Raw genomic sequence first — 25,714 nt, forward strand, 5'->3', positions numbered from 1 at the left:
TGGTGGGCATGGACCGACCGTTCGAGGGCAGCTCGGCGAGGCCGTGGGGGCCGGCCAACGCACGCAGCCGATGGTCGTGAGAGTTCCAGGACGGAGCATTCATCAACGTCGGCCATGTAGCGCTGTCCGCACCGTGGCCGCTGGGCAAGTGCCCCTGCGAACTTCGGCAACAGCGATATTTCAGCGTCGCGACCGGATAGCAGGCAATAGGCTGGCGAGCCCATTGTCCGCCGTGCATCAGCTTCGACTTCGACCGCCGATCGCCGCTTATCCGTCCGTGATGGCGTCATCCAGGTCGGCAGCGGCATGATGCGTAGCATGCGAGGTCCCTCAGCGCTCGGGCATGTGTCGTTCAGGCGTGCGGTGACGGAGACATACCGCCGTGTGTTCCGGCCGCCGTGGGAGCTGCCGGCCGCGCTGATCGGCAACGCGCTGCTGATGACGGCGGCCTGGTTCCTCCTGCCACCTCAGGTTCACGACTGGCTGTTTGCCTTGCACGGGCCGCTGGCCTTTCCGGTCCTCCTGGCTACCTGGATGCTTGCGGATACGCCGTCCACAAACGTTGTGGGCGACGATCACAGAAAGGCGGTGTCGGTCCTGAACGATGGCGCGGCGTTCCGGACGTGGCTCACCGCCCGCTGCCTCGTGCTCGCATCGCTCGTCGGGCTACCGTGCGCTCTGATCGCTCTCGTTATCGGCGTCCAGGGCCAGCACCCGGTCAAGGTCGTCGCCGCCTGCGTAGTTCTGGTGATCCTGCCGCTCGGGATCCTGCCCGTGGCAGCCTGGCTCGGCCTCGTGTTCCCGTACAACCCGCGACCGCTGCGATGGCGCCGGCAGCATCGAAGCGATCGGCGGACGACGATACGCTGGGGGATCCTGTTGGTCGCTCCGTACCTGGTCGTGCCGGCGATCGCGGCGACGGTCGTCCTCCCGTCGATTGTCGCGGCACACTGGCTCTTCGACGCCCCCGAGCGTCCGCTGACGCAGCCGCAGTTCGTCGCAGACGCCCTGATGATCTGCGCGACGGCGCTCGTGGTCGGATGGCTCGGACTGTGGGTGGCCGGCCGACTGCGGCAGCGGCGCCACGACCGGTTGACGACATACCTGCTCGACTCCAACGCCGGCTGATTGATCACCAGCCAGGCGTGGAAGTCTCCACGGTTCCAGGGGCTGCCGGTTGCCACCTGGTCGTTTCATCTGCCGTTGGCTCCGTCGCTGCTCCACGGACTGCTGCTGAACGACGGTCAGCGTCGCGATTTCGTGAGCACGGGCGACTGGTCCGAGGGCACCTCGTCGAGCTGCCCTCGCACCAGCTGACTTACAGTGTGGGCTCGAGTTTGAAGTCGCGCTTGTGCTTGGTGAGCCAGTCTTCGAGGGACTGCAAACCAGGGTTGAGGTTGCGGACCTCGGTGAGGTTGCGGTCGCCGGTGAAGCGGGTGGAGTCTTCGGCGTAGAACTGGAACATGTTGGCGATTTCTACTGCCAGGGGGAATTGCAGGGCGCGGAACTCGTCCCAGGTGAGGGGCTGATAGGTGATGTCCTCGCCCAGCGTGTCCTTGAGGGCCGCGGTCAGGGCGGCGGCGTACTGGTCGCCGGTCAGGTGGTCGCCGGCGATGCTGACGGTCTGGCCGATCAGTTCGGGGCCGCGGCGGAAGACGCCGAGTGCGGTGCGGCCGATGTCTTCCGAGGCGATTCCGCTGAGGGGCTGGTCGGCCATCGGCATGTTGAGGATCAGTTTGCCGTCGGCGTTGCGGACCGGCTCCATCCCGCTGATCAGCGAGTCGAAGTAGAACGTCGTACGGAGGAAGGTCGTCGGTACGCCGTACTTCGTGAAGAGCGCGTCCGCCTCGCCCTTCGCGTCGAAGTGGGGGACCTTGTAGCGGCCGTCGTCGAGGCTCGGTACGTCGTGTCGGCCGGCGAAGAACGGCCGGGTGTCCTCGAGCGTCGACCAGATCAGGTGCTTGACGCCGGCGTCGCGCGCGGCCTGCGCGGCGGCCTCGGCCTGGGCGAGCTCCATCTCGGCGCGCGACCGGGCCGCCTCCTGCTCGGGAGTCCGCTCGACCCAGTAGTTCGTCACCACGAACGCGCCGTACGCGCCGTCGAAGGCGGCCCGCACGCTCGCCTCGTCGTCCAGATCGGCCGCGACCACTTCGGCGCCGGCGGCCGCGAGTTCCTTGGCCTTGGCGGAGTCCGGGTTCCGGGTCAGCGCCCGTACGGCGAACTCGTGCGAGGGATCGTCGAGGATCGCCCGGGCCAGTCCACCGCCCTGCGCTCCGGTGGCTCCGACGACGGCGATCAGCTTCTTCTCACTCATATCCAGCAACTCCCAGAGGTTGGGTTGATGTGTCAACTCGATCGATCGTAGCTCGTCTGGTTGATGTGTCAACCCGACCAGGTAGGATGGGGGTCGTGGGCAAGGAACCGTGGCTCGACGACGACGAGCAGAAGGCGTGGCGCAGCTATCTGCTCATGCACAAAACGCTGGAGACGCACCTCGAGCGGCATCTCCAGCGCGAGTTCGGCCTGTCCAAGTCGGACTTCGAAATCCTGGTCAACCTGTCCGAGTCCGAGACCGGCCGGATGCGCGCCTTCGAGCTGGGTCAGCTGACGCAGTGGGAGAAGAGCCGGATGTCGCACCACCTCAGCCGGATGGAGAAGCGCGGCCTGATCAGCAAGGAGTCCTGCGACTCGCGGTACCCCGAGATCGCCATCACCGAGGCGGGGAGGGCCGCGATCAAGGCCTGCGCACCGGCCCACGCGGCCCGGGTCCGGGAGTTCTTCGTCGACGTCTTCGGCCCGGACCGGCTGGCGGTGCTCGGTGAGGTGTCGGAAGACATCGTCGAGGCGATCGGCAAGCACTGCCACACCGACTGCCCGCCGGCGGTCAGCGGTCTCGACGCATCCTGAGGAGAGCTCTCAGAGAGCTTTCAGCAGGACTTGATGGTCGCTTGACCTTCTCTTGGAGTGCGGCTGAGGCGCCTCCGGCGAGGCTGAGGCCATGGTCACCACAGATCCCTTCTCCTCACCCCGCCGGCGCTGGCTGCGCCGGGCGTCGGCCGCAGCGATCGCGACCGCGGTCCTCGGCATCGGCGGTACCGGGCTGTCCGTCGCCGTCGTGTCCGCGCGACACTCCGGCTCCGGCAACTCCGGCAACACCGGTACGACGGCCACCGGCTCCGACGACTCCGGCTCGAGCAGCAGTTCGGGTTCGAGCAGCTCCGGCTCGAGCTCCGACGACTCCAACAGCTCGGGCAGTGGGCTGGGCTCGGCGGGCTCGGGCTCCACGTCGCAGGGTGGGAGCAACGGATCATGACCGCGTCCCGGACCTGGTCGGCCTGGAGCTGCACGGTCCGCCTGACGGTTGACGACCCCGCCGTCCTCGGCGCCGCGTGCGGCGACCTGAAGGCCTTGATGGATCGCGTCGACAAGGCGGCCAGCCGGTTCCGTCCGGACTCCGAGCTGTCGATTGTCAACAACCGGGCCGGCGCCCTCGTGCCGGTCTCGCGGCTGCTCGTCGACCTCGTCGACGTGAGCCTGGTGGCCGGCTCGATGAGCGGCGGCGCGGTCGACCCGACCGTCGGCTCGGCCCTGATCGCCGCCGGCTACGACGAAGACATCGAGGCGGTACGGCGGAGATTCCCGCAGCCGACCGGTGACGCGAAGCCGGTCCCGGGCTGGCAAAGCGTCCAGCTCAACCGCAAGCTCGCCCTGCTCGGCGTACCGAAGGACTCCGCGCTCGACCTCGGCGCCACCGCCAAGGCCTGGACCGCCGATCGGGCGGCCCTGGTACTCAGCAAGCGCTACGGCTGTGCAGTCCTCGTCGAGATCGGTGGTGACCTGCGAGCCGCGGGCAAGCCGGCCGAGCCTTGGATCATCACCGTCGCCGAGCGCGCCGGAGACTCCGGAGTCCTCGTCAGCCTCGCGCACGGCGGCCTGACCACGTCGACCCGGACAGTACGCCGCTGGCAGACCCCGACCGGCTACGGGCACCACGTCATCGACCCGCGCACCGGACGCCCCGCGGACGGCCCTTGGCGAACCGCATCCGTCTGGGCTCCGACCGCCGTACGCGCGAACACCTTCAGTACGGCGCTTGTCGCCACTGGCGAGGCGGCCGTGGGGCGACTGACCCTGGCGGGTCACCCGGCCCGGCTTGTCGCCGACGACGGTGAGGCCACCGAGCTGTCGGGTTGGCCGGCTGCGAGCAGGGCCGCCTGATGACGCTCTGGTACCTGGCCCGCGCAGCCGGAATCGTCGCCATGATCATGTTCACCCTGTCGGCCGCCCTCGGCATGGTCATGTCAGGCAGTCGGCGGCCGGAGCGCCGGTTCTGGCTGCAGTACGTGCACCGCTCGGCCGCCGCCACCGGGCTGGTCCTGCTGACCACTCACGTCATAGCTGTCATCACCGACAGCTTCGTCGCTATCAGTCCGACGGTCCTGCTCTGGCCGTTCGGTGCCGGCTATCGGCCGTTCGCGATGGTGGTCGGCGTGCTCGCCCTCTACGGGATCGTGCTCACATCTGTCGTCGGGGCCGCACGAGGCCGGTTGGCTCGGTCAGCGTCCTTCGCCAAGCACTGGCGGACGATCCACATCGCCGCGTCGGTCGGCTGGCTGCTGTCCATCGGGCACGCACTCCTGGCCGGCACTGACCGCGGTACGCCGTGGATGCTCGCCATCACCATCGGCTGCCTGACCGCGGTCGGTGCAGCCGGTGCCTACCGCGTCCGCGCCACCACGTCTCCGAACCTTGCCCGTGCCTGGAGGGCCCAATGACGATGACCATGCAAGACACAAGAGTCATCGGTCAGGCCCGAGTGCTGGCCGGACTCGACCAGGGCCGACTGGACCGGCAGCGTCACCTGTGGATCCACGGAGTCCAGCCGGACCTCACTCGCGAGGACTACACAACGCTGTCCGAAGCAGTCGGGCTCAGAGGACGCGGTGGCGCGGCCTTCCCGGTCGCCCTGAAGCTCGCGGACCTGCCGACCAAGGGCGTCGAGGCTGTCGTCGTCAACGGCTCGGAGAGTGAGCCGGTCAGCCGCAAGGACCGCCTGCTCCTCACCCTCGCGCCACACCTCGTCCTGGACGGCGCCACCAGCCTGGCTCACGCGCTCGGCGCGCCCCACGTGCTGATCGCCGTCCACGACGCGGCCGCGGCCATGTCCGTGCGTGAGGCACTGATGGAGCGTGATGACGGTCTGGCGATCGAGGTGACCGACACGCCAGGCCGCTTCGTCGCGGGCGAGGCCCGTGCGGTGCTGAGTGCGCTGGAAGGCGGTCCCGCCGTACCGCCCGGTCGGAGGGTGCTGCCGACGCGCAAGGGCTACCACCGGCGCCCGACCTTCCTGTCGAACGTGGAGACGTTCGCGCAGCTCGCCGTGCTGGCGCGGCTCGGCGCCAGAGGGTTCAGTGACACCGGACTGATCAGCGAGCCGGGCACGCAGCTGCTGACGATCGACGGGGCTGTGCAGTGGCCTGGTGTGATCGAGACCCCGACCGGTGTGCCGTTGGACACAGTGCTGCAGTTCGCCGGCGCGGAACCCGGGCCGGTGCTGCTCGGCGGGTACCACGGCCGCTGGCTGCCGCGGACCGATGGTCTGACACTGCAGCGACCGGAAGTGTCCGCGGGCATCATCCTGGCGCTCGGCGCGGACACCTGCCCGCTCGGTGAGGTGCATCGGGTCGCTCGGTGGCTCGCAAGTCAGTCGGCGGGGCAGTGCGGTCCGTGTGTGTTCGGACTGGCGTCGCTTGTCGACGACTTCGACAGATTGGTCAAGGGCGATCCGGCCGGTTGGTACGACGCCCATCGGCACCTGGGGCTGATCCCGGGCCGGGGCGCTTGTGCGCACCCGGACGGCTCGGCGCGGTTCCTCGGATCGGCACTCGAAGTGTTCGGTGAAGACGTGCGGCTGCACCTCGCCGGTGGCGGTTGCGGAAGGCCGGTCCGGGGAGTCCTGCCGGTCCCGGGAGGTGCGTGGTGAACAAGCTGGAGATCGACTGGACGCGCTGCGACGGGCACGGCCTCTGCGCGACCCTGTTGCCGGACGACATCGTCCTCGACGAGTGGGGATTCCCGCTCCTGAGAGGTCGCGAGCTCACCGCCGGTGAGGTGCCGGATGCGCGCCGCGCAGTCCTGGCCTGCCCGGCCCTGGCACTGCGGCTGAACGGACCGGTCAAGCGGGTGTGACAGGCTCGTCCCGACATCACACCAGTGACAAAGGTGGACTAGTCTCTGAGTGACCGCACAACGTCGTGCGGTCCGGCGACGAGCCGCGCCGAGGTCACGTGTGGAGACGGTGGGGAATGCAGAGCAAGCTGGACGTCCAGAAGGCGGATGTGCTCGCCAAGGCGGTGGCCGCGGGGACACATGGGCACGACAAGTCGGTGGATCCGGCGAAGCTGAAAACCTTCCTGGAGCGGTACTACCGGTACGTCGCCGCCGAGGACGTGGCCGAGCGGCAGCCGAACGACTGTCTGGGCGCGGCACGGCATCACTACAAGACCGCGATGTCCCGCCCGCAGGGTACGGCGAAGGTGCACGTCTTCACGCCGACCCTCGAGGAGTACGGCTGGTCGGCGAACGGCCGGACCGTGATCGAGATCGTCATCGACGACATGCCTTTCCTGGTCGACAGCGCCGCGATGGCGATCGCCGAACACAACATCGAGCTGCTGCTGCTGATCCATCCCCAGTTCGTGGTCCGCCGCGACATCGCCGGCACCCTGCACGAGGTCCTCGACGACACCGAGGCGACGGACGGGCACGACCTGGTCCGGGAGAGCTGGATGCACCTGGAGGTCGAGCGGATCGCGGACTCCGCCGAGCACCGCGCCCTCGAGCAGGAGCTGCAGAAGGTGCTGCACGACGTGCGCGAGGCGGTCGAGGACTGGCCGAAGATGCACGAGAAGGCGGTCTCCATCGCCGAGTCGCTGAACGCGGCCGACCTGCCGGTCGGCGAGAACGAGGTGGAGGAGGCGCGCGAGCTGCTCGAGTGGCTGGCCGACGAACACTTCACCTTTCTCGGCTACCGCGAGTACGACTTCACCATGGAGGGTGACCAGGGCATCCTGCGCGGCCGGCCCGGGACCGGGCTCGGCATCCTCCGGCCGGACCCCAAGCCGGGGTCGGGCAAGCTCCCGCCGGAGGCGAGCGCGCGGGCGCAGGAGCGGAAGCTGCTCATCCTGACCAAGGCCAACTCGCGGTCCACCGTGCACCGGTCGACGTACCTGGACTATGTCGGCATCAAGCAGTTCGATGCGAACGGCGAGCCGGTCCGGGAGTGCCGGTTCATCGGTCTGCTCTCGTCGACGGCGTACACCGAGAGCGTCATGCAGGTGCCGGTGCTGCGGCGCAAGGCGCTGGAGCTGTTCCGGATGACCGGGTTCGACCCCAACAGCCACAGCGGCAAGGGTCTGCTCGACGTCCTCGAGACCTACCCGCGCGACGAGCTGCTGCAGGCGCCGGTCGAGGACCTGCTCCCGATCGTGCAGTCGGTGCTGCACCTGCAGGAGCGGCGTGCGGTCAAGCTGTTCGTCCGGCGGGACGTCTACAACCGGTACCTGTCCTGCCTGGTGTACCTGCCGCGCGACCGCTACACCACCGCGGTTCGGCTGAAGATGCAGCAGATCCTCAAGGACGCCATCGGCGCGGAGACCGTCACCTACGCCGCCTACGTGACCGAGTCTGTGCTCGCTCGCGTGCATTTCGTCGTCCGGATGAGCCAGGGCGAGACGGTCGGTGAGTACGACGCCGACCTGCTCGAGCAGAAGGTGATCGAGGCGACCCGCGCCTGGGCGGACGACTTCACCGCGGCCCTGCACGCGCAGGGTGGCGACGGTGCGGTCACCCAGCTGGCCCGGCGGTACGCGAACGCGTTCCCGGAGGCCTACAAGGAGGACTTCGACGCCCGCGTCGCGGTCAACGACGTCAACGTGCTGCAGAGCCTCCCGGCCGAGAACGGCCTGGCCATGTCGCTCTACAGCCCGATCGACGAGGAGTGGGAGGGCGAACGCCGCTTCAAGGTCTTCCGGACCGGTACGGCGCTCTCCCTGTCGCAGGTACTGCCGCATCTGACCCACATGGGTGTCGAGGTGATCGACGAGCGCCCGTACGAGATCCGCTGCGACGACGGCACCGCGGCGTACATCTACGACTTCGGGCTGAAGGCGCCGGAGGACACCGAGGAGCGCGAGGAGCTGCGCCGCCTGTTCTCCGACACGTTCCAGGCGGTCTGGGAGGGCCGGGCCGAGTCCGACGCGCTGAACGCGCTGGTACTGCGTGGCAGCCTGAGTTGGCGCCAGGTGTCGATCCTGCGCGCCTACCGCAAGTACATCCGGCAGGGCGGTACGCCGTTCAGCCAGAGCTACATCGAGAACGCGTTCCTGACCCACGTGGACATCGCGAGTCTTCTGGTCCACCTGTTCGAGGCCAGCTTCGACCCGGCCCGCGGTGCGGCCGACGACCCGGACCGGACCATGCGCACGGATCAGCTCGAGAAGGAGATCCTGGCCGCGCTGGACACGGTGAAGAGCCTGGACGAGGACCGGATCCTGCGGTCCTTCCTGACCGTGATGAAGGCGACGCTGCGGACCAACTACTACCAGCCCGGCCCGGATGGCCGGCCGCGGTCCTACATCTCGCTGAAGCTGGAGCCGAAGGCGATCCCGGAGCTGCCGGAGCCACGGCCGGCGTACGAGATCTTCGTGTACTCGCCGCACGTCGAAGGTGTGCACCTGCGCTTCGGCGCGGTCGCGCGCGGCGGGCTGCGCTGGTCGGACCGGCGGGAGGACTTCCGCACCGAGGTGCTCGGCCTGGTGAAGGCCCAGATGGTGAAGAACTCGGTGATCGTGCCGGTCGGTGCGAAGGGCGGGTTCTACGCCAAGCAGCTGCCCGACCCGGCCGTCGACCGGGACGCGTGGCTGGCCGAGGGCATCGCGTCGTACAAGACGTTCATCTCCGGGCTGCTCGACATCACCGACAACATTGTTGCCGGGGACATCGTTCCGCCGAAGGACGTGGTCCGGTACGACGGCGACGACGCCTACCTGGTGGTTGCCGCCGACAAGGGCACGGCGACGTTCTCCGACATCGCGAACGGGGTCGCGAAGGAGTACGGCTTCTGGCTGGGTGACGCGTTCGCCTCCGGTGGCTCGGTCGGCTACGACCACAAGGCGATGGGCATCACCGCACGCGGCGCGTGGGAGTCGGTCAAGCGGCACTTCCGCGAGCTGGGCCACGACTGCCAGACCGAGGACTTCACCGTCGTCGGCGTCGGCGACATGTCCGGTGACGTGTTCGGCAACGGGATGCTGCTGTCCGAGCACATCCGGCTGGTGGCGGCGTTCGACCACCGGCACATCTTCCTCGACCCCGACCCGGTCGCGGCCACGTCGTTCGTCGAGCGGCGGCGGTTGTTCGACCTGCCGCGGTCGTCGTGGGCCGACTACGACGCGTCGCTGATCTCCGCCGGTGGTGGGATCTTCCCGCGGACCGACAAGGCGATCCACATCTCGGCCGAGGTTCGCGACGTGCTCGGTCTCGAGGGCAGCCCGGCGACGCTGACGCCGGCCGAGTTGATGAACGCGATCCTGAAGGCGCCGGTCGACCTGTTCTGGAACGGCGGCATCGGCACCTACGTCAAGTCGACCGCCGAGTCGCACGCCGACGTCGGCGACAAGGCCAACGACGCGATCCGGATCAACGGCGCCGAGCTGCGTGCCCGCGCGGTGGGTGAGGGCGGCAACCTGGGCTTCACCCAGCTCGGCCGGATCGAGTACGCCGCCGGTGGTGGCCGGATCAACACCGACTTCATCGACAACGTGGCCGGCGTGGACACCTCCGACCACGAGGTGAACATCAAGATCCTGCTGGACAAGGTGGTCGCCGACGGCGACCTGACCGAGAAGCAGCGCAACGACATCATCGCTTCGATGACCGACGAGGTCGGCGTGCTGGTGCTGAAGAGCAACTACCGGCAGAACATCGCGCTGGCCAATGCGACCGCGCAGGCGCCGGCCCTGCTGCACGTCCATCAGGACTGGGTACGGCGGCTGGAGCGGCAAGGACTGCTGGACCGGCAGCTCGAGTTCCTGCCGAGCGTGGCCGAGTTCAAGAAGCGCAAGGCGGAGGGTCGCGGGCTGACCTCGCCGGAGCTGTCCGTGCTGATCGCGTACACGAAGATCGTGATGGAGGCGGAGCTGCTCAAGACGTCGCTGCCGGACGACGAGTTCCTGGCGCACAAGCTGGCCAGCTACTTCCCGAAGGCGATCCAGGAGCGGTTCGGTGAGCAGATCCAGGGCCACCAGTTGCGGCGCGAGATCATCACCACCCAGGTGGTGAACGAGTTCGTGAACACCTCCGGCATCACGGCGTTCCACCGGCTCTCGCTGGAGACCGGTGGGTCGGTCGAGGACGTCGTGCGCTGCAATCTGGCCGCGTCGCGGATCTTCTCGCAGCCCGAGCTGATGTCCCGCAACGCCGAGCTGGACAACATCGTCGACGCGGCGGTCCAGACGCACATGCGGCTGGAGACCCGGACGCTGGTCGAGCGCGCGACCCGCTGGCTGGTCAGCAACCGGCGCCCACCGCTCGACATCGACGACCTGATCGAGTTCTTCGGTCCCGGCATCGCCAAGCTCACCGCGGCACTGCCCGAGCTGCTGCGCGGCCGCGAGCTGGCGCTGTTCGAGCAGCGCCGGGAAGCCCTGGTGCAGAAGGGGGTTTCGCCCGACTTCGCGACCCGGATCGCTGTGCTGCCACCGGCGTACGCGGGACTTGGTGTGGTCGAGACCGCGTCGCGCGACGACATCGACATCCTCGAGGTCGCCAAAGTGCACTTCGCGCTCGGCGAGCGGCTGCAGCTGGGCCGCTTCCTGGAACGCATCATCGGCCTGCCGCGCACCGACCGGTGGCAGACGATGGCGCGCGCCGCGCTGCGCGACGACCTGCATGCGGTGCACGCCCGGCTGACCCGTCAGGTGCTGGCCACGACCGACGCCTCGGCCGAGCCCGAGGACCGGGTGATCACCTGGCAGGACCAGAACGCGATCGCCCTTTCGAGGGCCGCGTCGATGCTCGAGGAGATTGTCGACACCGACGGCCCGGAGCTGGCCCAGCTGTCCGTCGGCCTCCGCCTGGTCCGGACCCTGATCGCGAATCAGGCCTGACAGTAACCACAGGTGGATCACCCTCGACCAGCCCAATCAGGCCGAACTCAGGTGAAGTCGTCCTCCACCGCCCCTGGAGGAGCCGTCGAACGATCGACGAACATGGCGATGAAGTAGAGGATGGGGACCCCCGCGTAGATCACCAAGCTGGCCACCGGTGCGCTTTCGGAGATCAGGACTGCGAGCACGTACAGCACTATCTGCACGCCAACGATCAGTACCACCGCCGTCTTGGTGCGACGACTGATGGGTTCGTACAGCAGGTGCCGTCGGTTCGTTGCGTACAACCAGATGATCAGCCGCGTAATCGCTATCAGCACGAGCAGGAGCCCGAACAGCCGGAGCGCTACGGGCTCTCGGTCGTAGCGAGAGATGAGTGCCGCACCGAAGGGCAACAGGCAGAGCGGAAAGAGATACAGGATGTTCAGCCACACCAGGGTGCGGTCCGTCCTCCGGATCAGCGCAAAGAGGTCGCGGTGTCCCGCCCAGGCGATCGCGGTCACGATGAAGCTGATGACAAACCCTGTGAGTGAAGGTCGGATCTCGTGCAACGCCTCGGCGAGGTCCTGACCCCCTGTGAGTTCCGGCACGTGAATCTCCAGCACCAGCAGCGTGATGACGATAGCGATGACCCCATCGCTCAAGGCCAACACCCGGGCCGGATCGTGCAGGCGGTCGTACTGCCGTAGTTCCTGCGTATGGTCCATGGTTCTCCCCCTCCTGGCTCACTGCTCGGTTCAGCATCGACGCTAGACCTCAGAGCACGAACACAGGAACGTTCGCCGGCTTTCGGGTACGGCGATGATCTACCTGCGCGCCGCGCTGCGCGACGACCTGCATGCGATGCACGCCCGGCTGACCCGTCAGGTGCTGGCCACGACCGACGCCACGACCGACGCCACGACCGACGCCTCGGCCGAGCCCGAGGACCGGGTGATCACCTGGCAGGACCAGAACGCGATCGCCCTTTCGAGGGCCGCGTCGATGCTCGAGGAGATTGTCGACACCGACGGCTCGGAGCTGGCCCAGCTCTCCGTCGGCCTCCGCGCCGAACTCGCCCGCATGGGACCAGGCGCTGAGCCCGACCCAGGCCGAGACGGTGGCCTGGGGCGCGGTCGGCTCGGTGGCCTGGTCCGGACCTGATCGCGAATCAGGCCTGACCGTCGCCGCGCCGACCTCGTCGCCCGGCTTGCGATAATGCGGGTGTGCGAAGACTCGAGGACCTGGTTGGCGCGGCTGAATATCCAGGGCGCGGTCTCGCCTTGGGTCGGGACCGGGACGGTGCCGGGTTCGCCGCGTACTGGCTGACCGGGCGCAGTCCGGCGTCGAAGCGACGGAAACTGGTCGTGTCCGCGGACGAGATCGTCGTACAGGACGTCTCGGGCGGATCCACCGACGACCTGCGGCACTACACCGCCGCCGTCCGTGGCGACGGCTGGATCGTCGTCGGCAACGGCACACAGGTCAGCGAACTGGCGGAGGCGCGCGCGGCCGGACGCGACCTGCAGCTGGCCCTGCGCGACCAAGCCTACGAGCCGGATCCGCCGATCCGGACTCCGCGAATCTTCGCGACCGCGTAGGCCGACGGGACCGGCATCACGATCGGTTCGGCCCGCTCCCTGCCTGGCGCGGAGGACCTGGTGCAGCATCCGTCGCTGTACATCCCCGAGTTGCCACCTGCCACGGCCGTCACCATCAGCACGTACGCCGGAACCGCCGCCGGCGTGATCACCTCCGGCATCCCGGAAGTCGTGTCCACCGACACCGCCTGGACGTCGGTCGCCGATCTCGTCTGGGGCCGGCTCGACCCGGGACTGCGCGTCGCCCTGTTCGTAGTGCCGCTCGACGCTCCGAGCTTCGCGGACGCGATCCAGCGCTGACCGGTGCGGCCTGTCGAGGTCGGACGCGAGCCACTCAGGACAGAGAAGGCGACGACGTGCGCCTGACCATCGTGGTGTGCTGGTTGACCGGGATGAACCCACATCGGTGCACTGGCCAAGGTTGTTGCCGACGACAACAGTCATGTCGGCCGTGCGTTTCTAGTGCCGCGTCAAGCAAGATTGGGGACATAATCCGGAGTGACCACCACCCCGAAGCCCGTCCTGGCGGCCAGGTGCGGGGTTCACCCCTGATCTGGTCCCTTCACCCCCGGTATGCGGTGGGTAGAAGGGTGCACTTGCGAGGTTCTCCCCTGAAATTGACCCGGGCGGAGGGCGAGTGCGGTAACGACCTCGACGTTTCCTGGCGAGGCACCAGCGGTAACGCAATAGCTCGTGTCACTCCAGCGGTTGTCCACAGCCCGGGGCGGTTGTGGACAACCTCTTGTGAACGGAATCCCTTGAAAACAAGGGCATCCGGGTTTGAAAACTGTCGGCGAGGCTGTCTACAGTTTGTGTATGGAGATTCTCGGACAGCGACCGGTGTGGTCGATGAGCGGCAGCGACATGCTGTCCACTCTCGACGCCGCCTACGCCGAGATCGCCCGCCTGGAAACCCTCGCCCTGCACCTCATCGCCGGCCTCGACACCACCGGCCACGCCCACGAACTCGGCGCCGGCACCACCGCCCGGCTACTCACCTTCCGCTACCGCATCGACCCCACCAAGGCCCGCCGCGACGTCCACCTCACCACCCTGCCCAAATACCCCGCCGTCGCCGCCGCCCTGCCCGACCCCAACCCCCTGACCGACAACCCAACGACCGATACCGGCGCCAGCGACGGCGACCTGACCGACGACGCGAGCGGCAGCGACCCGAGCGGCAGGAATGGGAACGACGGCGAGCACGATGCGGGCGAGCACGGCGCGGCTGCGGATGGTGCGGGGGTGGATGGTGCGGGGGTGGGGGTGTTGCTGCACCCGGCGCAGGCCGAGGCGATCGTGTCCGCGCTGGACAAGGTCCCGGCCACGGTTCCGGCCGACGACCTGCGGGTCGCCGAACAGCAACTGGTCGAACTCGGCCGCACCCACGGCCCGCTCGACCTGCGCAAGGCCGGCCGGCTCGTCCGCGACCGCCTCGACACCGGCGGCCCCGAACCCGCCGAACAAAAAGCCTACGACCGCGAAACCCTCACCCTGAAGAACGCCGCCAACGGCGTCGCGTTCACCGGCTACCTGGCCAACGACAACGCCGAACTGTTCCGCACCCTCATCCACACCCACGCCAAACCCCACAAAACCATCGACGGCGCCCCCGACCCCCGCCCCCGCACCAAACGCCAAGCCGACGCCCTCACCACCCTCCTCACCACCACCAGCCCCACAACGGGCACAGCCACCACCACCACCACCACCGCCGCCGCCACACGCGCCACCGCGCCCGCAGACACCGCCACGGCCGCCTCCGCGAGCGCCTCCACGGGCGCCAGTGAGCCCACGGACACTGCCGCCACCACCGACACCGCGCCCGCGAGAACCACCACCACGGACAGCGCGGACAGCGCGGACAGCGCGGACAGCGCGGACAGCGCGGACAGCGCGGGCAGCGCGGGCAACCGTCAGGGACCCGGGTTCACTCCCGGGCACGGCTCGAAGCCGCACATCACCGTCACCATCGACTACAACGACCTCAAGGCCGCCACCGCCGACAAACTCGGCCACCTGATCTACGGCGACGCCCTGTCGGCGGCCACCATCCGCCGCCTGGCCTGCGACGCCCACATCCTCCCGATCGTGCTCGGCTCGAACTCCCAGCCGTTGGACGTCGGCACCACCGTGCGGCTCGCGACCGGCCCGATCCGCAAAGCCCTCATCACCCGCGACAAGGGTTGTGTCTGCTGCGGCGCCCCACCCATCTACTGCGACGCCCACCACATCATCAGCTGGATCGACGGAGGCGAAACCAAAATCACCAACCTCGCCCTACTCTGCAAACGCTGCCACCGCGACCTCCACGCCGGCCACTGGACCATACACATCACCAACGGCACCGTCGAGGTCGCCCGCCCCGCCTGGGCCACCCCCAACCCCAACCCCCGCAACACATACCGACCACCAACCACCACACCCCACCCACCCCCGGCCACACCCACAACCAGCACCACCACCGGTCACCCACCCACAACCGACCCAACTACCGGTCACGCACGCACAACCGAGCCAACTACCGGTTGCGCACCCACAACCAACCCAACTACCGGCTGCGCACCCACAACCAGCGCCACTACCGGTCACACACCCACAACCAGCGCCAGTGCCGGTCACGCACCCACGACCGGCGCAGCCGCGGGCGGCCCAGTCACCCGCGCCTGGCCACGCGACACCGACCCACCCTGGATCACCCCCGACGACACCGCACGCCTCAACCCCTGGGGCGACACCCCCGACGAACGACCCATGCGCGCCCGGCCGCGCTCATCCGCCACCGACGTCGATCCGTGGGGCGAAGGATCCGGCGACAGGATTCGCGGCGTACCTACTGAGCCGGCCGAGAACGAGCCGGCCGAGAACGAGCCGGCCGACAATCGGCTGGTGAGTACAGGCGTCGATGTCTGGGGCGATGCCCTGGATCCGATCCCGGACGCTGATCGCGGCAGCAAGCCCCGCACAGATACCCGTGGCGCCTTCGACCCATGGGGCGACTCCGCGGAGGTTCGTGGCGCTGCCACCACCGCGGCGTAAGCCCGGCGGCAGGCCCAGGAGCGAGGTTGTGCTGGGACACCCGGCCCGCGAGCCCTGCGCCGGGCTCGCATCAGCCGCCGGCAGCCCGGCCGACAGCAACCGGCTTGCAGGCAGGCCTGGATCCGGCTGATGCTCACCACGCTGATCGGAGGGCCTCAGACACTGCTCAGTCGCGTAGACCCAGGCCGCGCAGGACGACACCTACAGCTGGGACCCGGCCGGCAACCAGTCGGCTGTCACTCCTGCGGCGCGAGCCCGCCGGGGACCAAGAGTTGCAACTGGATCGGTGATCACCAGCCGGTCTCCCGCACGGTTCCGGCGGGTACTCCGCAGGTCCTGTATCCGCACTGTCAGGCCTGCAGCAACGCGCAGGGGTTGTGGATCAACATGGTCCGGCAGGGCAAACGGTGAACCTCGACAACGATCAGAAGGAGTTCCCGGTGCTGAAGGCCGAGTTGGAGGCCGAGTTCCCGTATGGCGTGCTGCTCATCACCGACGCGGAGTCGACGGAGCAGATCCCATCCTGGGACTCGCCGGAGGAGCCGGTCGCGGTCGCCGCCAGTGCGCTGGTCGTCCGCGTCCGGCACGCGGACGAGGACGAGGGCGAGGACGAGGGCGAGGACGAGGGCGAGGACGAGGGCGATGGCGCGGACGGGGGCGAGGTGACCGTGCGCGTCGTCGACTCGCCAGGCGACGCCGCCGGCGGCCAGATCTTCTCCGGTGAGCTCGAGGTGAAGAGCGGCGTACTGAACATCTCGGACGCGCTGTCGGCCGCCACCACCGAGGTCCAGGTCACACCTGATCCGGTGCCGGTGCAGATCTACGCCGAGTCGACCGTGGACGCGTCCAGTCTGTATGTAGTGCTGACCTGAGCGATACCCCGGTCAGCGTTCGGAGACGACCACGTCTACTGAGTATTGGTCGGCTCGGTAGCAGTGGTTGCCGTACTCGACCGGGGAGCCGTCGGCGGCGTACGCGGAGCGGGTCATGGTGACGAGGGGTTCGGCCTTGGACATGTGCAGGGTGCGGCGCTCGTCGGCGGTGGCGTTGCGGGCGCCGATCCGCTGGCGGGCGACCGTGGGCCGGATCCCGCGAGCCCGGAGTACGGCGTACAGGCCGGTGCTGGTGAGTTCCTCGAGGCTCAGGTCCTTGAGTGCCGGAGGCAACCAGTTGCGCATGATCGCGAGCGGGAGGTCGTCGGCGTACCGGAGCCGGACGATCGATACCAGCGGCGTTCCGGTCGGGAGCTCGAGAACCGCGGCCGCGCGGTCGTCCTGGGCCTCGCAGTCGAGCGAGAGCACCTCGGTCCGCGGCGTCCGGCCCTCGCGCTCCAGGTCGTCGTACAGGCTGGTCAGCTCGGCCTTGCGATGCACCATCTGGTTCGCGACCGTGGTGCCGATGCCGCGGCGGCGGATCAGCAGGCCCTGGTTGACCAGCTCGGCGATCGCCCGCCGCACCGTCGGCCGGGACAGGCCGAGGCGGTCCGACATGGCGATCTCGTTCTCGAACGCGTCGCCCGGGTGGAGTGAGCCACCGGTGATGGCAGCCGTCAGTTGCTCGGCCAGTTGGTGATAGAGCGGCACCGGACTGGTCCGATCGATGCTGACCGGAAGGGCAACCATGGCGGGGATGTTACATGAGGAAGGTATGTATGTCTCGACGTGAAAATGTGTTAACAAACTATTGACACCTCTTCCGTCGGCCGGGAAAGTTGCGGGCAACGAGCACACGGCCGTACCGCGGCAGCATGAGCAGAGAGGTCTACAGATGCGGATCGGGTTGGTCGGGGTAGGACGGATCGGGGCGTTCCATGCCGCGACGCTGAAGGCGTTGCCGGCGGTGGACCAGTTGGTGGTCGCGGACGCCGATGCGAGCCGCGCCGAACTGGTGGCCAAGGACCAGGGTGTGGAGTTCGCGCCGGATGTCGAGGCGTTGCTGGCGACCGGGCTGGACGGTTTCGTGATCGCGGCCGCGACCACGGCGCACGCGGACCTGATCGCCGCCGGTGTCGCGGCCGGCCTGCCGACGTTCTGCGAGAAGCCGGTCGCCATCGACCTCGCCGAGACCCGACGGGTGGTCGAGCTGGTCGAGGGTTCCGACGTACCGGTGCACATCGGCTTCCAGCGCCGCTTCGACGCCGGGTACCAGGCGGCCGCCACCCAGGTGCGGTCCGGAGAACTCGGGTTCATCCACCACATCCGGGCGAACACGAACGACGCGTTCCCGCCGGCGAAGGAGTACATCGCGACCAGTGGCGGCTTCTTCCGCGACTGCACCGTGCACGACTTCGACATCATCCGGTACGTCACCGGCCGCGAGGTCGTCAGCGTCTTCGCCACCGGCGCGAACCGCGGCGAGTCGTTCTTCAGCGACTACGGCGATGTCGACGCGGCCGCCGCCCTGCTCACCCTCGACGACAACACCTTCGTCGCCGTGAGCGGTACGCGGTACAACGCCGCCGGCCACGACGTCCGGATGGAGATCCTCGGCAGCCTCGGCTCGATCGCAGTCGGTCTGGACGAGCACACCGCGTTGCGTTCGGCCGAGGCCGGTGTCACCTTCCCCGGCGGAGCGTCGCATCCGACATTCATGGATCGGTTCCGCCCGGCGTACGTCGCCGAGCTGACCGCCTTCACCGAGGTTGTGGCGGGCACCCGCGAGGTGCCGTGCACGGTCCGCGACGCCTACCAGGCGTTCCGCACCGCGGACGCCTGCGAACTCTCCCGCCGCGAGAACCGCGTCGTCACCCTCGACGAGATCGCATGAGCCACGACCGCTCGAAGCCTGCATCGACACCAGAGGAGATCGGCCGATGACTGACCTTGCTCTCCGGATCGCCGGAGCCCCGATCTCCTGGGGCGTCTGCGAGGTCCCGGGGTGGGGCTGGCAGTACGACCCGCGGACGGTACTCACCCAGATGCGTGAGGTCGGTATCGCGGCGACCGAGTTCGGCCCGGACGGGTTCCTGCCCGATGATCCGGCCGAGAAGGCGAAGACCCTGGCCGACCTGGGCCTGCGAGCCGTCGGCGGCTTCGTCCCGGTCGTCCTGCACGACCCGGCGCACGATCCGTCCGCCGAGGTGGCCGAGGCCCTCGAAGGTTTCGTTGCATCCGGCGCGACGACCCTGGTCCTCGCCGCTGCGACCGGCCAGGAGGGGTACGACGATCGCCCGGTGCTGAACGAGGCCGGCTGGAACACCTTGCTGGCCAACCTGGACGAGCTGTCCGCGCTGGCCGCGGATCGCGGCGTGCTGGCCACGATCCACCCGCACGTCGGCACCATGGTCGAGAACGCCGACGACGTCGATCGCGTCCTGCGCGGTTCGTCGATCGGACTCACCCTCGACACGGGGCATCTCCTGATCGGCGGCGTCGACCCGGTCGAGCTGACGCTGCGGAACACGGGACGGATCAAGCACACCCACCTCAAGGACGTCGACGCCCAGTGGGCCGCGAAGGTCCAGGCCGGCGAGGTGAGCTACACCGACGCCGTCCGCCAGGGCATGTACCGCCCGCTCGGCGCGGGTGACATCGACCTCGCCACGATCGTGACCACGCTGGAGCACGCCGGGTACGACGGTTGGTACGTGCTCGAGCAGGACACGATCCTGGCCGGTCCGCCGGCCGATGAGGGACCGGTGGCCGACGTCCGGGGCAGCATCGAGCACCTGCAGGCGATCGCGGGTGGGGTCTGATGGCGCACGACGTACTCACGATCGGGCGGATCGGGGTCGACCTGTACCCGCTGCAGGTCGGTACGCACCTGGAGGACGTGACGTCGTTCGGGAAGTTCCTCGGCGGCAGTGCGACGAACGTGGCGGTCGCTGCGGCACGGCACGGGCGCACGTCGGCGGTGATCAGCCGGACCGGCAACGATCCCTTCGGGACCTTCATCCACCGGACCCTCGGCGAGCTGGGCGTGGACGATCAGTTCGTCGCCCCGGTCGACGGGCTGCCGACGCCGATCACGTTCTGCGAGATCTTCCCGCCGGACAACTTTCCCTTGTACTTCTACCGATTCCCGAAGGCGCCGGACCTCGTCATCAACCCGTCCGAGCTCGACCTCGACGCGATCCGGGACGCCCGGATCTACTGGTCGACCGTGACCGGGCTGTCGGCGGAGCCGTCCCGGTCGGCGCACTTCGCCGCCTGGGAGGCGCGCGGACGCAGGCCGATCACGGTGCTCGACCTGGATTACCGGCCGATGTTCTGGGCTGATCCGGGCGAGGCGCACGAGCAGGTGAGCCGCGCGCTCGACCACTGCACCGTTGCCGTCGGCAACCGTGAGGAGTGCGAGGTCGCGGTCGGCGAGACCGATCCGGACAAGGCCGCCCAGGCGCTGCTGGACCGCGGGCTCGACCTGGCTGTCGTCAAGCAGGGTCCGCGCGGCACCCTCGCCCGGACCCGGGACGAGCGGGTCGAGGTACCGCCGTTCCCGGTCGAGGTCGTGAACGGTCTCGGTGCCGGCGACGGGTTCGGCGGCGCGCTCTGCCACGGGTTGCTGTCCGGCTGGCCGCTGGAGAAGATCATCCGCTTCGCCAACACCGCCGGCGCCATCGTCGCCTCCCGCCTCGAGTGCTCCACCGCCATGCCCACCACCGCCGAAGTCCTCTCCTCCATGGGTGATGAAGCATGACCTCTGACCCGAATCCCGACGCCCGCCGGCAGATCCCCATCCGCCGGGCGGACCACGCTCCAGGCCCCGACGACGAGCCGACCGTCATCGCCCGCCCCGGCGACCCGACCATCGCGGCCCGCCGCCCGGGCCCGGACGACCCGACGATCGCGGCCCGCCGCCCCGGCCCGGACGACCCGACGATCGCGGCCCGCCGCCCCGGCCCGGACGACCCGACCGTGGTCGTGCAGTCCGCCCCGACGCGGAGCCGGCCGGCACCTGGTGTGTATCCCACCTCTCCCGACGGCCAGACGACGGTCATCGCGGACCTCGACCTGCCGACCGAGCAATCGGTACCGCAGGCCGGGTATCCGGCCGCGCAAGGATTCGGCAGCCGGCTCGCGGAGCTGACCGAGATCCGCGTCCGCCATCCGGAGCGCGTCGCCGAAGCCTGGCAGCAGCGCCGGACCCGCGCGCTGGTCGGCGACGACGGCCGGCTGCTGATCGTGGCGGCCGACCACCCGGCGCGGGGCGCGCTCGGCGTCCGCGGTGACCGGATGGCGATGGCCAGCCGGCCCGACCTGATCGACCGGCTGCTGACCGCCTTGCAACGGCCCTGTGTCGACGGTGTCCTCGCGACCCCCGACGTACTCGAGGATCTGTTGCTGCTCGGCGCGCTCGAAGGCAAGGTCGTCATCGGGTCGATGAACCGCGGCGGCCTGCAGGGCGCGTCCTTCGAACTCGACGACCGCTTCACCGCCTACCGCTCGGCGGAGGAGATCGCCGCCCGCAGGCTCGACGGCGGCAAGATGCTGACCAGGATCGACCTGGCCGACCCGGGCACGGTGGCCACGCTGGATCACAGCGCCGCCGCCGTCACCGGGCTGGCCGACCACAAGCTGATGGCGATGGTGGAGCCGTTCTGGTCCACCCGCACCGACGACGGGCGGGTGACGAATCTGCTCGACCCGGACTCGGTGATCAAGTCGATCCAGATCGCCTCCGGTCTGGGCGCGACCAGCGCGTACACCTGGCTCAAGCTGCCGGTCGTCGACGACCTCGAACGGGTGATGGAGGCGACGACCCTGCCGACGCTGCTGCTCGGTGGTGACCCGACCGGCGCGCCGGAGGCGACGTACGCGGCCTGGGGAAAGGCGCTGATCCTGCCCTCGGTCCGTGGCCTCGTCGTCGGCCGGGCGCTGCTGTTCCCGCCCGACGGTGACGTGGCGGCCGCGGTCGACCACGCCGCGGCCCTCGTCCACGGAGGTGCCGCATGACCGAGCGTAGCGAGGGCATCAGAAGACACAGTCCGACTTGTGCCTCATGGGCGCCCGGAGCGAAGCGAGGACGTCCATGAGTCGGTGGTTCCGGCCTCGCGGCTCCACGGGGCGCGACGGCTTCGAGGTGATGGTCCGGCCCGGTGAGCGGGACTGGCACCACACCGGGCTGTCGATCCGCACGTTGCTTCCTGGCCAATCGGTCGAGATCGACACCGGCGACTGCGAGTACCTCGTCCTCCCGTTGAGTGGCTCGGCCGAGGTGATCGTCGACGGCGAGACCGTGCCCCTCGGCGGGCGCGCCGACGTCTTCGCCGGCCCGACCGACCTCGCCTACGTGCCCCGCGGTACGACGTTCGCGGTCGTCAGCGCCGGTGGCGCCCGGGTCGCCTTCCCGAACGCGAAGGCAGCCCGGGACTACCCGTTCCGCCGGATAGGCGTCGAGCAGGTGGAGACGGAGCTGCGCGGTGCCGGCGTCGCCTCCCGGCAGGTCCGGAACTTCGGTACGCCGGGTGTCCTCGAGGCGGACTCGATCATCGCCTGCGAGGTGCTCACCCCGGCCGGCAACTGGTCGTCGTACCCACCGCACAAGCACGACGAGCACAAGCCTGGCCACGAGAGCGAGCTCGAGGAGATCTACTACTTCGAGCTGCAGCTCTCGGACGATGCACCGGAAGGTGTCAAGGGCAACGATCCGATCGGCTACCAGCGGGTCTACGGCACCGAGGACCGGCCCATCGACGTGCTGGCCGAGGTCCGCAGCGGCGATCTGGTGCTGGTCCCGCACGGCTGGCACGGCCCGGCGATGGCGCCGCCCGGTTACGACATGTACTACCTGAACGTGATGGCCGGCCCCGGCACCGAGCGCCAGTGGCTGATCACCGACGACCCACAGCACGCGTGGGTCCGCGAGCTGTGGAACACCCAGCAGGTCGACCCCAGACTTCCCCTTGGAGAGCAGCGATGACGACAGGGCTGTCCCGGACCGTGCGGCTGACCGTCGCCCAGGCACTGGTGCGCTTCCTGAGCGTGCAGTACTCCGAGCGCGACGGCCGGCGGCCGAAGCTCTTCGCCGGCTGCTTCGGCATCTTCGGGCACGGCAACGTCGCCGGTGTCGGCCAGGCGCTGCTGCAGTCCGAGCTGGCCGACCCCGAGGCGCTGCCCTACATCCTGGCCCGCAACGAGCAGGCCATGGTGCACACCGCGGCGGCGTACGCGCGGACCACGAACCGGCTGCGGACCTACGCCTGTACGGCGAGCATCGGGCCCGGCTCGACGAACATGCTGACCGGTGCCGCGCTCGCGACGGTCAACCGGCTGCCGGTCCTGCTACTGCCGTCGGACACGTTCGCCTCCCGGGTCGCGACCCCGGTACTGCAGGAGCTGGAGAACCTCGGCGCCGGCGACATCAGCGTGAACGACGCGTTCCGACCGGTGTCGCGGTACTTCGACCGCGTCAGCCGGCCCGAGCAGCTGCCGTCCGCGCTGCTGAACGCGATGCGCGTGCTCACCGACCCGGTCGAGACCGGCGCGGTCACCCTGGCGTTGCCGCAGGACGTGCAGGCGGAGGCGTACGACTGGCCGGAGGAGCTGTTCGCCGAGCGCGAGTGGCATGTGGGGCGGCCGTTGCCCGAGGCAAGCGTCCTCGATCAGGCGGCGAAGCTGATCCGCATCTCGCGGCGTCCGTTGATCGTCGCCGGTGGCGGCGTGGCGTACGCCGAGGCGAACGACGTACTGCGGACGTTCGCGGAGGCGACCGGGATCCCGGTCGGGGAATCCCAAGCAGGCAAGGGATCACTGCGCTACGACCACCCGCAGTCGGTCGGAGCGATCGGCTCGACCGGGACGACCGCGGCGAACGCACTCGCGGAGTCGGCCGACCTCGTGATCGGCATCGGCACCCGCTACGCCGACTTCACGACCGCATCCAGGACCGCGTTCCAGAACCCCGACGTGCGGTTCGTGAACATCAACGTGGCCAGGTTCGACGGCGGCAAGCACGCCGGTCTGCCGGTGGTGGCCGACGCCCGGGAGGCGCTGACCGCGCTCACGACCGCGCTCGACGGGTGGTCGGTCGACGACGACTACCGGGCGGAGACCGCGCGGCTGGCGAGCGAGTGGGACGCGATCGTGGAGCAGGCGTACAACCCGCCGGCCGAGGTGACCGGCAAGCTGGCCGCCGGACTGCTCACCCAGGGCGAGGTGCTGGGCGCTGTGAACGAGCTGTCCGATCCACGCGACGTCGTCGTCTGTGCGGCCGGCTCGATGCCGGGCGACCTGCACAAGCTCTGGCGGACCCGCGACGGCAAGGGCTACCACGTCGAGTACGGCTACTCCTGCATGGGCTACGAGATCGCCGGCGGGATCGGCGTACGACTCGGCGCCCCGGACCGGGACGTGTTCGTGATGGTCGGCGACGGCTCCTACCTGATGATGTCGACCGAGTTGGTCACCGCGGTGCAGGAGAACGTCAAGGTGATCGTCGTACTGGTCCAGAACCACGGGTTCGCCTCGATCGGCGCGCTGTCGGAGTCGCTCGGCTCCCAGCGGTTCGGTACGTCGTACCGCTACCGCACCGGAGACGGCCGGCTGGACGGCGACCACCTGCCGGTCGACCTGGCCGCGAACGCCCGCAGTCTCGGTGTCGAGGTGATCGAGGTCGAGAGCCGGGCCGAGTTGGAGAAGGCGATCGGGATCGCGAAGGCCGCGGCCGGGCCGGTGCTGATCCACGTCCGGACCGATCCGTTGATCGGTGCCCCGGACAGCGAGTCGTGGTGGGACGTCCCGGTCAGCGAGGTGTCGACGCTCGAGTCGACGACTGCCGCGCGGACGGCGTACGAGGAGTTCAAGGCCGGCCAGCGCGCCTACGTGGCACCGGTGACGTACACACGGGAGACGGAGGACTGATCGGTGGCGGACAGACTCACTTTTCGGGGACACGCGAATCCACGGGCTGGAGGCGCTTCGGCTCTGCAGGTAGGAGAAGTCGTGGAAGAAGGGGAAGAGAGATGTTCAGATCTGGCAGGCGGCGGCTGCTGACCGCCGCGGTCGTTGTGAGTCTGGTGGTCACAGCGGCCTCGTGCAGCAGCAGCGGGGGGAAGAAGGCGGAGCAGGCGGCCGCCGGCGGCGCGGCGGCCGGTCAGGCCGACACGCCGAAGATGACGGTCGCGATGATCACCCACGGCGCGCCCGGTGACACCTTCTGGGACATCATCCAGAAGGGTGCCAAGGCGGCGGCGGCGAAGGACAACGTCGATCTGAAGTACTCGTCCGACCCGTCGTCGGGCAACCAGGCGAACCTGATCCAGAGCGCCATCGACAGCAAGGTCGACGGTATCGCGGTCACTCTGCCGGACCCGCCGGCCCTGATCCCCGCGGTGAAGAAGGCCATCGCAGCGGGCATCCCGGTGGTCGCGCTGAACGCCGGCATCGGTTCGTTCGAGCAGTCGGGCGCGCTGTCGTACTTCGGTTCGGACGAGACCGTGGCCGGAGAGGCCGGCGGTCAGCGAGCCACCGAGGGTGGCTACAAGCACCTGCTGTGCGTGATCCAGTTCCAGGGTCAGGTTCAGCTCGAGGATCGCTGCAACGGTGTGAAGAACACCTTCAAGGGGCAGTGGACCAAGATCTACGTCAACGGTTCGGACCGGCCGTCGGAGCAGTCCACGATCGCCGCGAAGCTGAAGCAGGACCCGAGCATCGACTTCATCATCACCCTGGGCGCGTCGGACGCGCTGGCGGCGATGAACGCGGTGAAGGACTCGGGCAGCACGGCCAAGGTCGGCACCTTCGACTTCAACCCGCAGATCCCGGCGAAGATCCAGTCGGGTGAGCTGCAGTTCGCGATCGACCAGCAGCCCTATCTGCAGGGCTACGAATCGGTCGACTCGCTGTGGCTGTACAAGAACAACGGCAACATCATCGGCGGTGGCAAGCCAACGCTGACCGGGCCGTTCCTCGTCGACAAGCAGAACGTCGACTTCGTGGGCAAGTTCGCTGCCGGCGGGACCCGGTAGTCCGATCGGGCCACCGCCTGCGG

Annotated in this window: 23 protein-coding genes; 20 read left to right on the forward strand and 3 right to left on the reverse strand. The window is 69.0% G+C overall.

Annotated features, from left to right (window positions below):
- Positions 1–318 precede the first annotated feature (318 nt).
- Positions 319–1,128, forward strand: coding sequence for a hypothetical protein (locus tag OG555_RS21785; RefSeq protein ID WP_329474359.1), 810 nt, complete (start codon positions 319–321; stop codon positions 1,126–1,128).
- Between the two features lie 190 nt (positions 1,129–1,318).
- Here OG555_RS21785 and OG555_RS21790 read toward each other — a convergent pair whose 3' ends face one another.
- The gene (locus tag OG555_RS21790; RefSeq protein ID WP_329474360.1) at positions 1,319–2,314 is read right to left on the reverse strand and encodes an NmrA/HSCARG family protein; all 996 of its coding nucleotides are present in this window, start codon (positions 2,312–2,314) and stop codon (positions 1,319–1,321) included.
- A 95-nt stretch (positions 2,315–2,409) separates the two neighbouring features.
- On the opposite strand from OG555_RS21790, the gene OG555_RS21795 reads away from it, so the two are divergent.
- The 7 genes from OG555_RS21795 to OG555_RS21825 all read left to right on the forward strand — a co-directional run bounded on the left by OG555_RS21795 (position 2,410) and on the right by OG555_RS21825 (position 11,168).
- Positions 2,410–2,907, forward strand: coding sequence for a MarR family winged helix-turn-helix transcriptional regulator (locus OG555_RS21795; RefSeq protein ID WP_329474361.1), 498 nt, complete (start codon positions 2,410–2,412; stop codon positions 2,905–2,907).
- A 91-nt stretch (positions 2,908–2,998) separates the two neighbouring features.
- Entirely contained in the window at positions 2,999–3,313 is a 315-nt protein-coding gene (locus OG555_RS21800) for a hypothetical protein (RefSeq protein WP_329474362.1), read from the forward strand.
- Positions 3,310–4,218 (forward strand): FAD:protein FMN transferase, encoded by a 909-nt coding sequence (locus tag OG555_RS21805; RefSeq protein WP_329474363.1) that lies wholly within the window; start codon positions 3,310–3,312, stop codon positions 4,216–4,218. The genes OG555_RS21800 and OG555_RS21805 overlap by 4 nt, the downstream gene beginning before the upstream one ends.
- Positions 4,218–4,775: a hypothetical protein gene (locus OG555_RS21810; RefSeq protein WP_329474364.1), complete on the forward strand. Its 558-nt coding sequence runs from the start codon at positions 4,218–4,220 to the stop codon at positions 4,773–4,775. Before OG555_RS21805 ends, OG555_RS21810 begins: the two co-directional genes overlap by 1 nt.
- Before the next feature lie 8 nt (positions 4,776–4,783).
- Entirely contained in the window at positions 4,784–5,983 is a 1,200-nt protein-coding gene (locus tag OG555_RS21815; RefSeq protein WP_329474365.1) for an NADH-ubiquinone oxidoreductase-F iron-sulfur binding region domain-containing protein, read from the forward strand.
- Positions 5,980–6,189: a ferredoxin gene (locus OG555_RS21820; protein WP_329474366.1), complete on the forward strand. Its 210-nt coding sequence runs from the start codon at positions 5,980–5,982 to the stop codon at positions 6,187–6,189. The genes OG555_RS21815 and OG555_RS21820 overlap by 4 nt, the downstream gene beginning before the upstream one ends.
- A 116-nt stretch (positions 6,190–6,305) precedes the next feature.
- Positions 6,306–11,168 carry an NAD-glutamate dehydrogenase gene (locus tag OG555_RS21825; RefSeq protein WP_329474367.1) on the forward strand — a complete coding sequence of 1,621 codons (4,863 nt, stop codon included), beginning with the start codon at positions 6,306–6,308 and terminating at the stop codon, positions 11,166–11,168.
- 47 nt (positions 11,169–11,215) lie between these two features.
- Here the strand turns inward: OG555_RS21825 and OG555_RS21830 are convergent, their stop codons facing one another.
- Positions 11,216–11,875: a TMEM175 family protein gene (locus OG555_RS21830; RefSeq protein WP_329474368.1), complete on the reverse strand. Its 660-nt coding sequence runs from the start codon at positions 11,873–11,875 to the stop codon at positions 11,216–11,218.
- A 94-nt stretch (positions 11,876–11,969) separates the two neighbouring features.
- On the opposite strand from OG555_RS21830, the gene OG555_RS21835 reads away from it, so the two are divergent.
- The 5 genes from OG555_RS21835 (at position 11,970) to OG555_RS21855 (ending at position 16,659) form a co-directional block, all read left to right on the forward strand.
- Positions 11,970–12,311, forward strand: coding sequence for a hypothetical protein (locus tag OG555_RS21835; protein WP_329474369.1), 342 nt, complete (start codon positions 11,970–11,972; stop codon positions 12,309–12,311).
- A gap of 62 nt (positions 12,312–12,373) precedes the next feature.
- The gene (locus tag OG555_RS21840; RefSeq protein ID WP_329474370.1) at positions 12,374–12,748 is read left to right on the forward strand and encodes an IMP cyclohydrolase; all 375 of its coding nucleotides are present in this window, start codon (positions 12,374–12,376) and stop codon (positions 12,746–12,748) included.
- A 60-nt stretch (positions 12,749–12,808) separates the two neighbouring features.
- Positions 12,809–13,048, forward strand: coding sequence for a hypothetical protein (locus tag OG555_RS21845; RefSeq protein WP_329474371.1), 240 nt, complete (start codon positions 12,809–12,811; stop codon positions 13,046–13,048).
- Between the two features lie 516 nt (positions 13,049–13,564).
- The gene (locus tag OG555_RS21850) at positions 13,565–15,787 is read left to right on the forward strand and encodes an HNH endonuclease signature motif containing protein (RefSeq protein ID WP_329474372.1); all 2,223 of its coding nucleotides are present in this window, start codon (positions 13,565–13,567) and stop codon (positions 15,785–15,787) included.
- 407 nt (positions 15,788–16,194) lie between these two features.
- Entirely contained in the window at positions 16,195–16,659 is a 465-nt protein-coding gene (locus tag OG555_RS21855) for a hypothetical protein (RefSeq protein WP_329474373.1), read from the forward strand.
- A 12-nt stretch (positions 16,660–16,671) separates the two neighbouring features.
- On the opposite strand, the gene OG555_RS21860 is transcribed toward OG555_RS21855, so the two are convergent.
- Entirely contained in the window at positions 16,672–17,409 is a 738-nt protein-coding gene (locus OG555_RS21860; protein ID WP_329474374.1) for a GntR family transcriptional regulator, read from the reverse strand.
- Positions 17,410–17,554: 145 nt separating this feature from the next.
- On the opposite strand from OG555_RS21860, the gene OG555_RS21865 reads away from it, so the two are divergent.
- From OG555_RS21865 to OG555_RS21895, 7 genes are all read left to right on the forward strand, one after another.
- Positions 17,555–18,553 carry a Gfo/Idh/MocA family protein gene (locus tag OG555_RS21865; RefSeq protein ID WP_329474375.1) on the forward strand — a complete coding sequence of 333 codons (999 nt, stop codon included), beginning with the start codon at positions 17,555–17,557 and terminating at the stop codon, positions 18,551–18,553.
- 46 nt (positions 18,554–18,599) lie between these two features.
- Entirely contained in the window at positions 18,600–19,481 is an 882-nt protein-coding gene (locus OG555_RS21870; RefSeq protein WP_329474376.1) for a sugar phosphate isomerase/epimerase family protein, read from the forward strand.
- Positions 19,481–20,422, forward strand: coding sequence for a 5-dehydro-2-deoxygluconokinase (gene iolC, locus OG555_RS21875; protein WP_329474377.1), 942 nt, complete (start codon positions 19,481–19,483; stop codon positions 20,420–20,422). The genes OG555_RS21870 and iolC overlap by 1 nt, the downstream gene beginning before the upstream one ends.
- A 386-nt stretch (positions 20,423–20,808) precedes the next feature.
- Entirely contained in the window at positions 20,809–21,678 is an 870-nt protein-coding gene (locus OG555_RS21880) for a Cgl0159 family (beta/alpha)8-fold protein (RefSeq protein WP_442914535.1), read from the forward strand.
- Positions 21,679–21,754: 76 nt separating this feature from the next.
- Positions 21,755–22,645 carry a 5-deoxy-glucuronate isomerase gene (gene iolB / locus OG555_RS21885; RefSeq protein ID WP_329474379.1) on the forward strand — a complete coding sequence of 297 codons (891 nt, stop codon included), beginning with the start codon at positions 21,755–21,757 and terminating at the stop codon, positions 22,643–22,645.
- Entirely contained in the window at positions 22,642–24,585 is a 1,944-nt protein-coding gene (iolD, locus tag OG555_RS21890; protein ID WP_329474380.1) for a 3D-(3,5/4)-trihydroxycyclohexane-1,2-dione acylhydrolase (decyclizing), read from the forward strand. The genes iolB and iolD overlap by 4 nt, the downstream gene beginning before the upstream one ends.
- A gap of 101 nt (positions 24,586–24,686) precedes the next feature.
- The gene (locus OG555_RS21895) at positions 24,687–25,691 is read left to right on the forward strand and encodes a sugar ABC transporter substrate-binding protein (protein WP_329474381.1); all 1,005 of its coding nucleotides are present in this window, start codon (positions 24,687–24,689) and stop codon (positions 25,689–25,691) included.
- The last annotated feature ends 23 nt before the right edge of the window (positions 25,692–25,714 follow it).

Origin of the sequence: Kribbella sp. NBC_01484, assembly GCF_036227145.1 — a bacterium.
In the GTDB taxonomy this organism is placed as follows: Bacteria; Actinomycetota; Actinomycetes; order Propionibacteriales; family Kribbellaceae; genus Kribbella.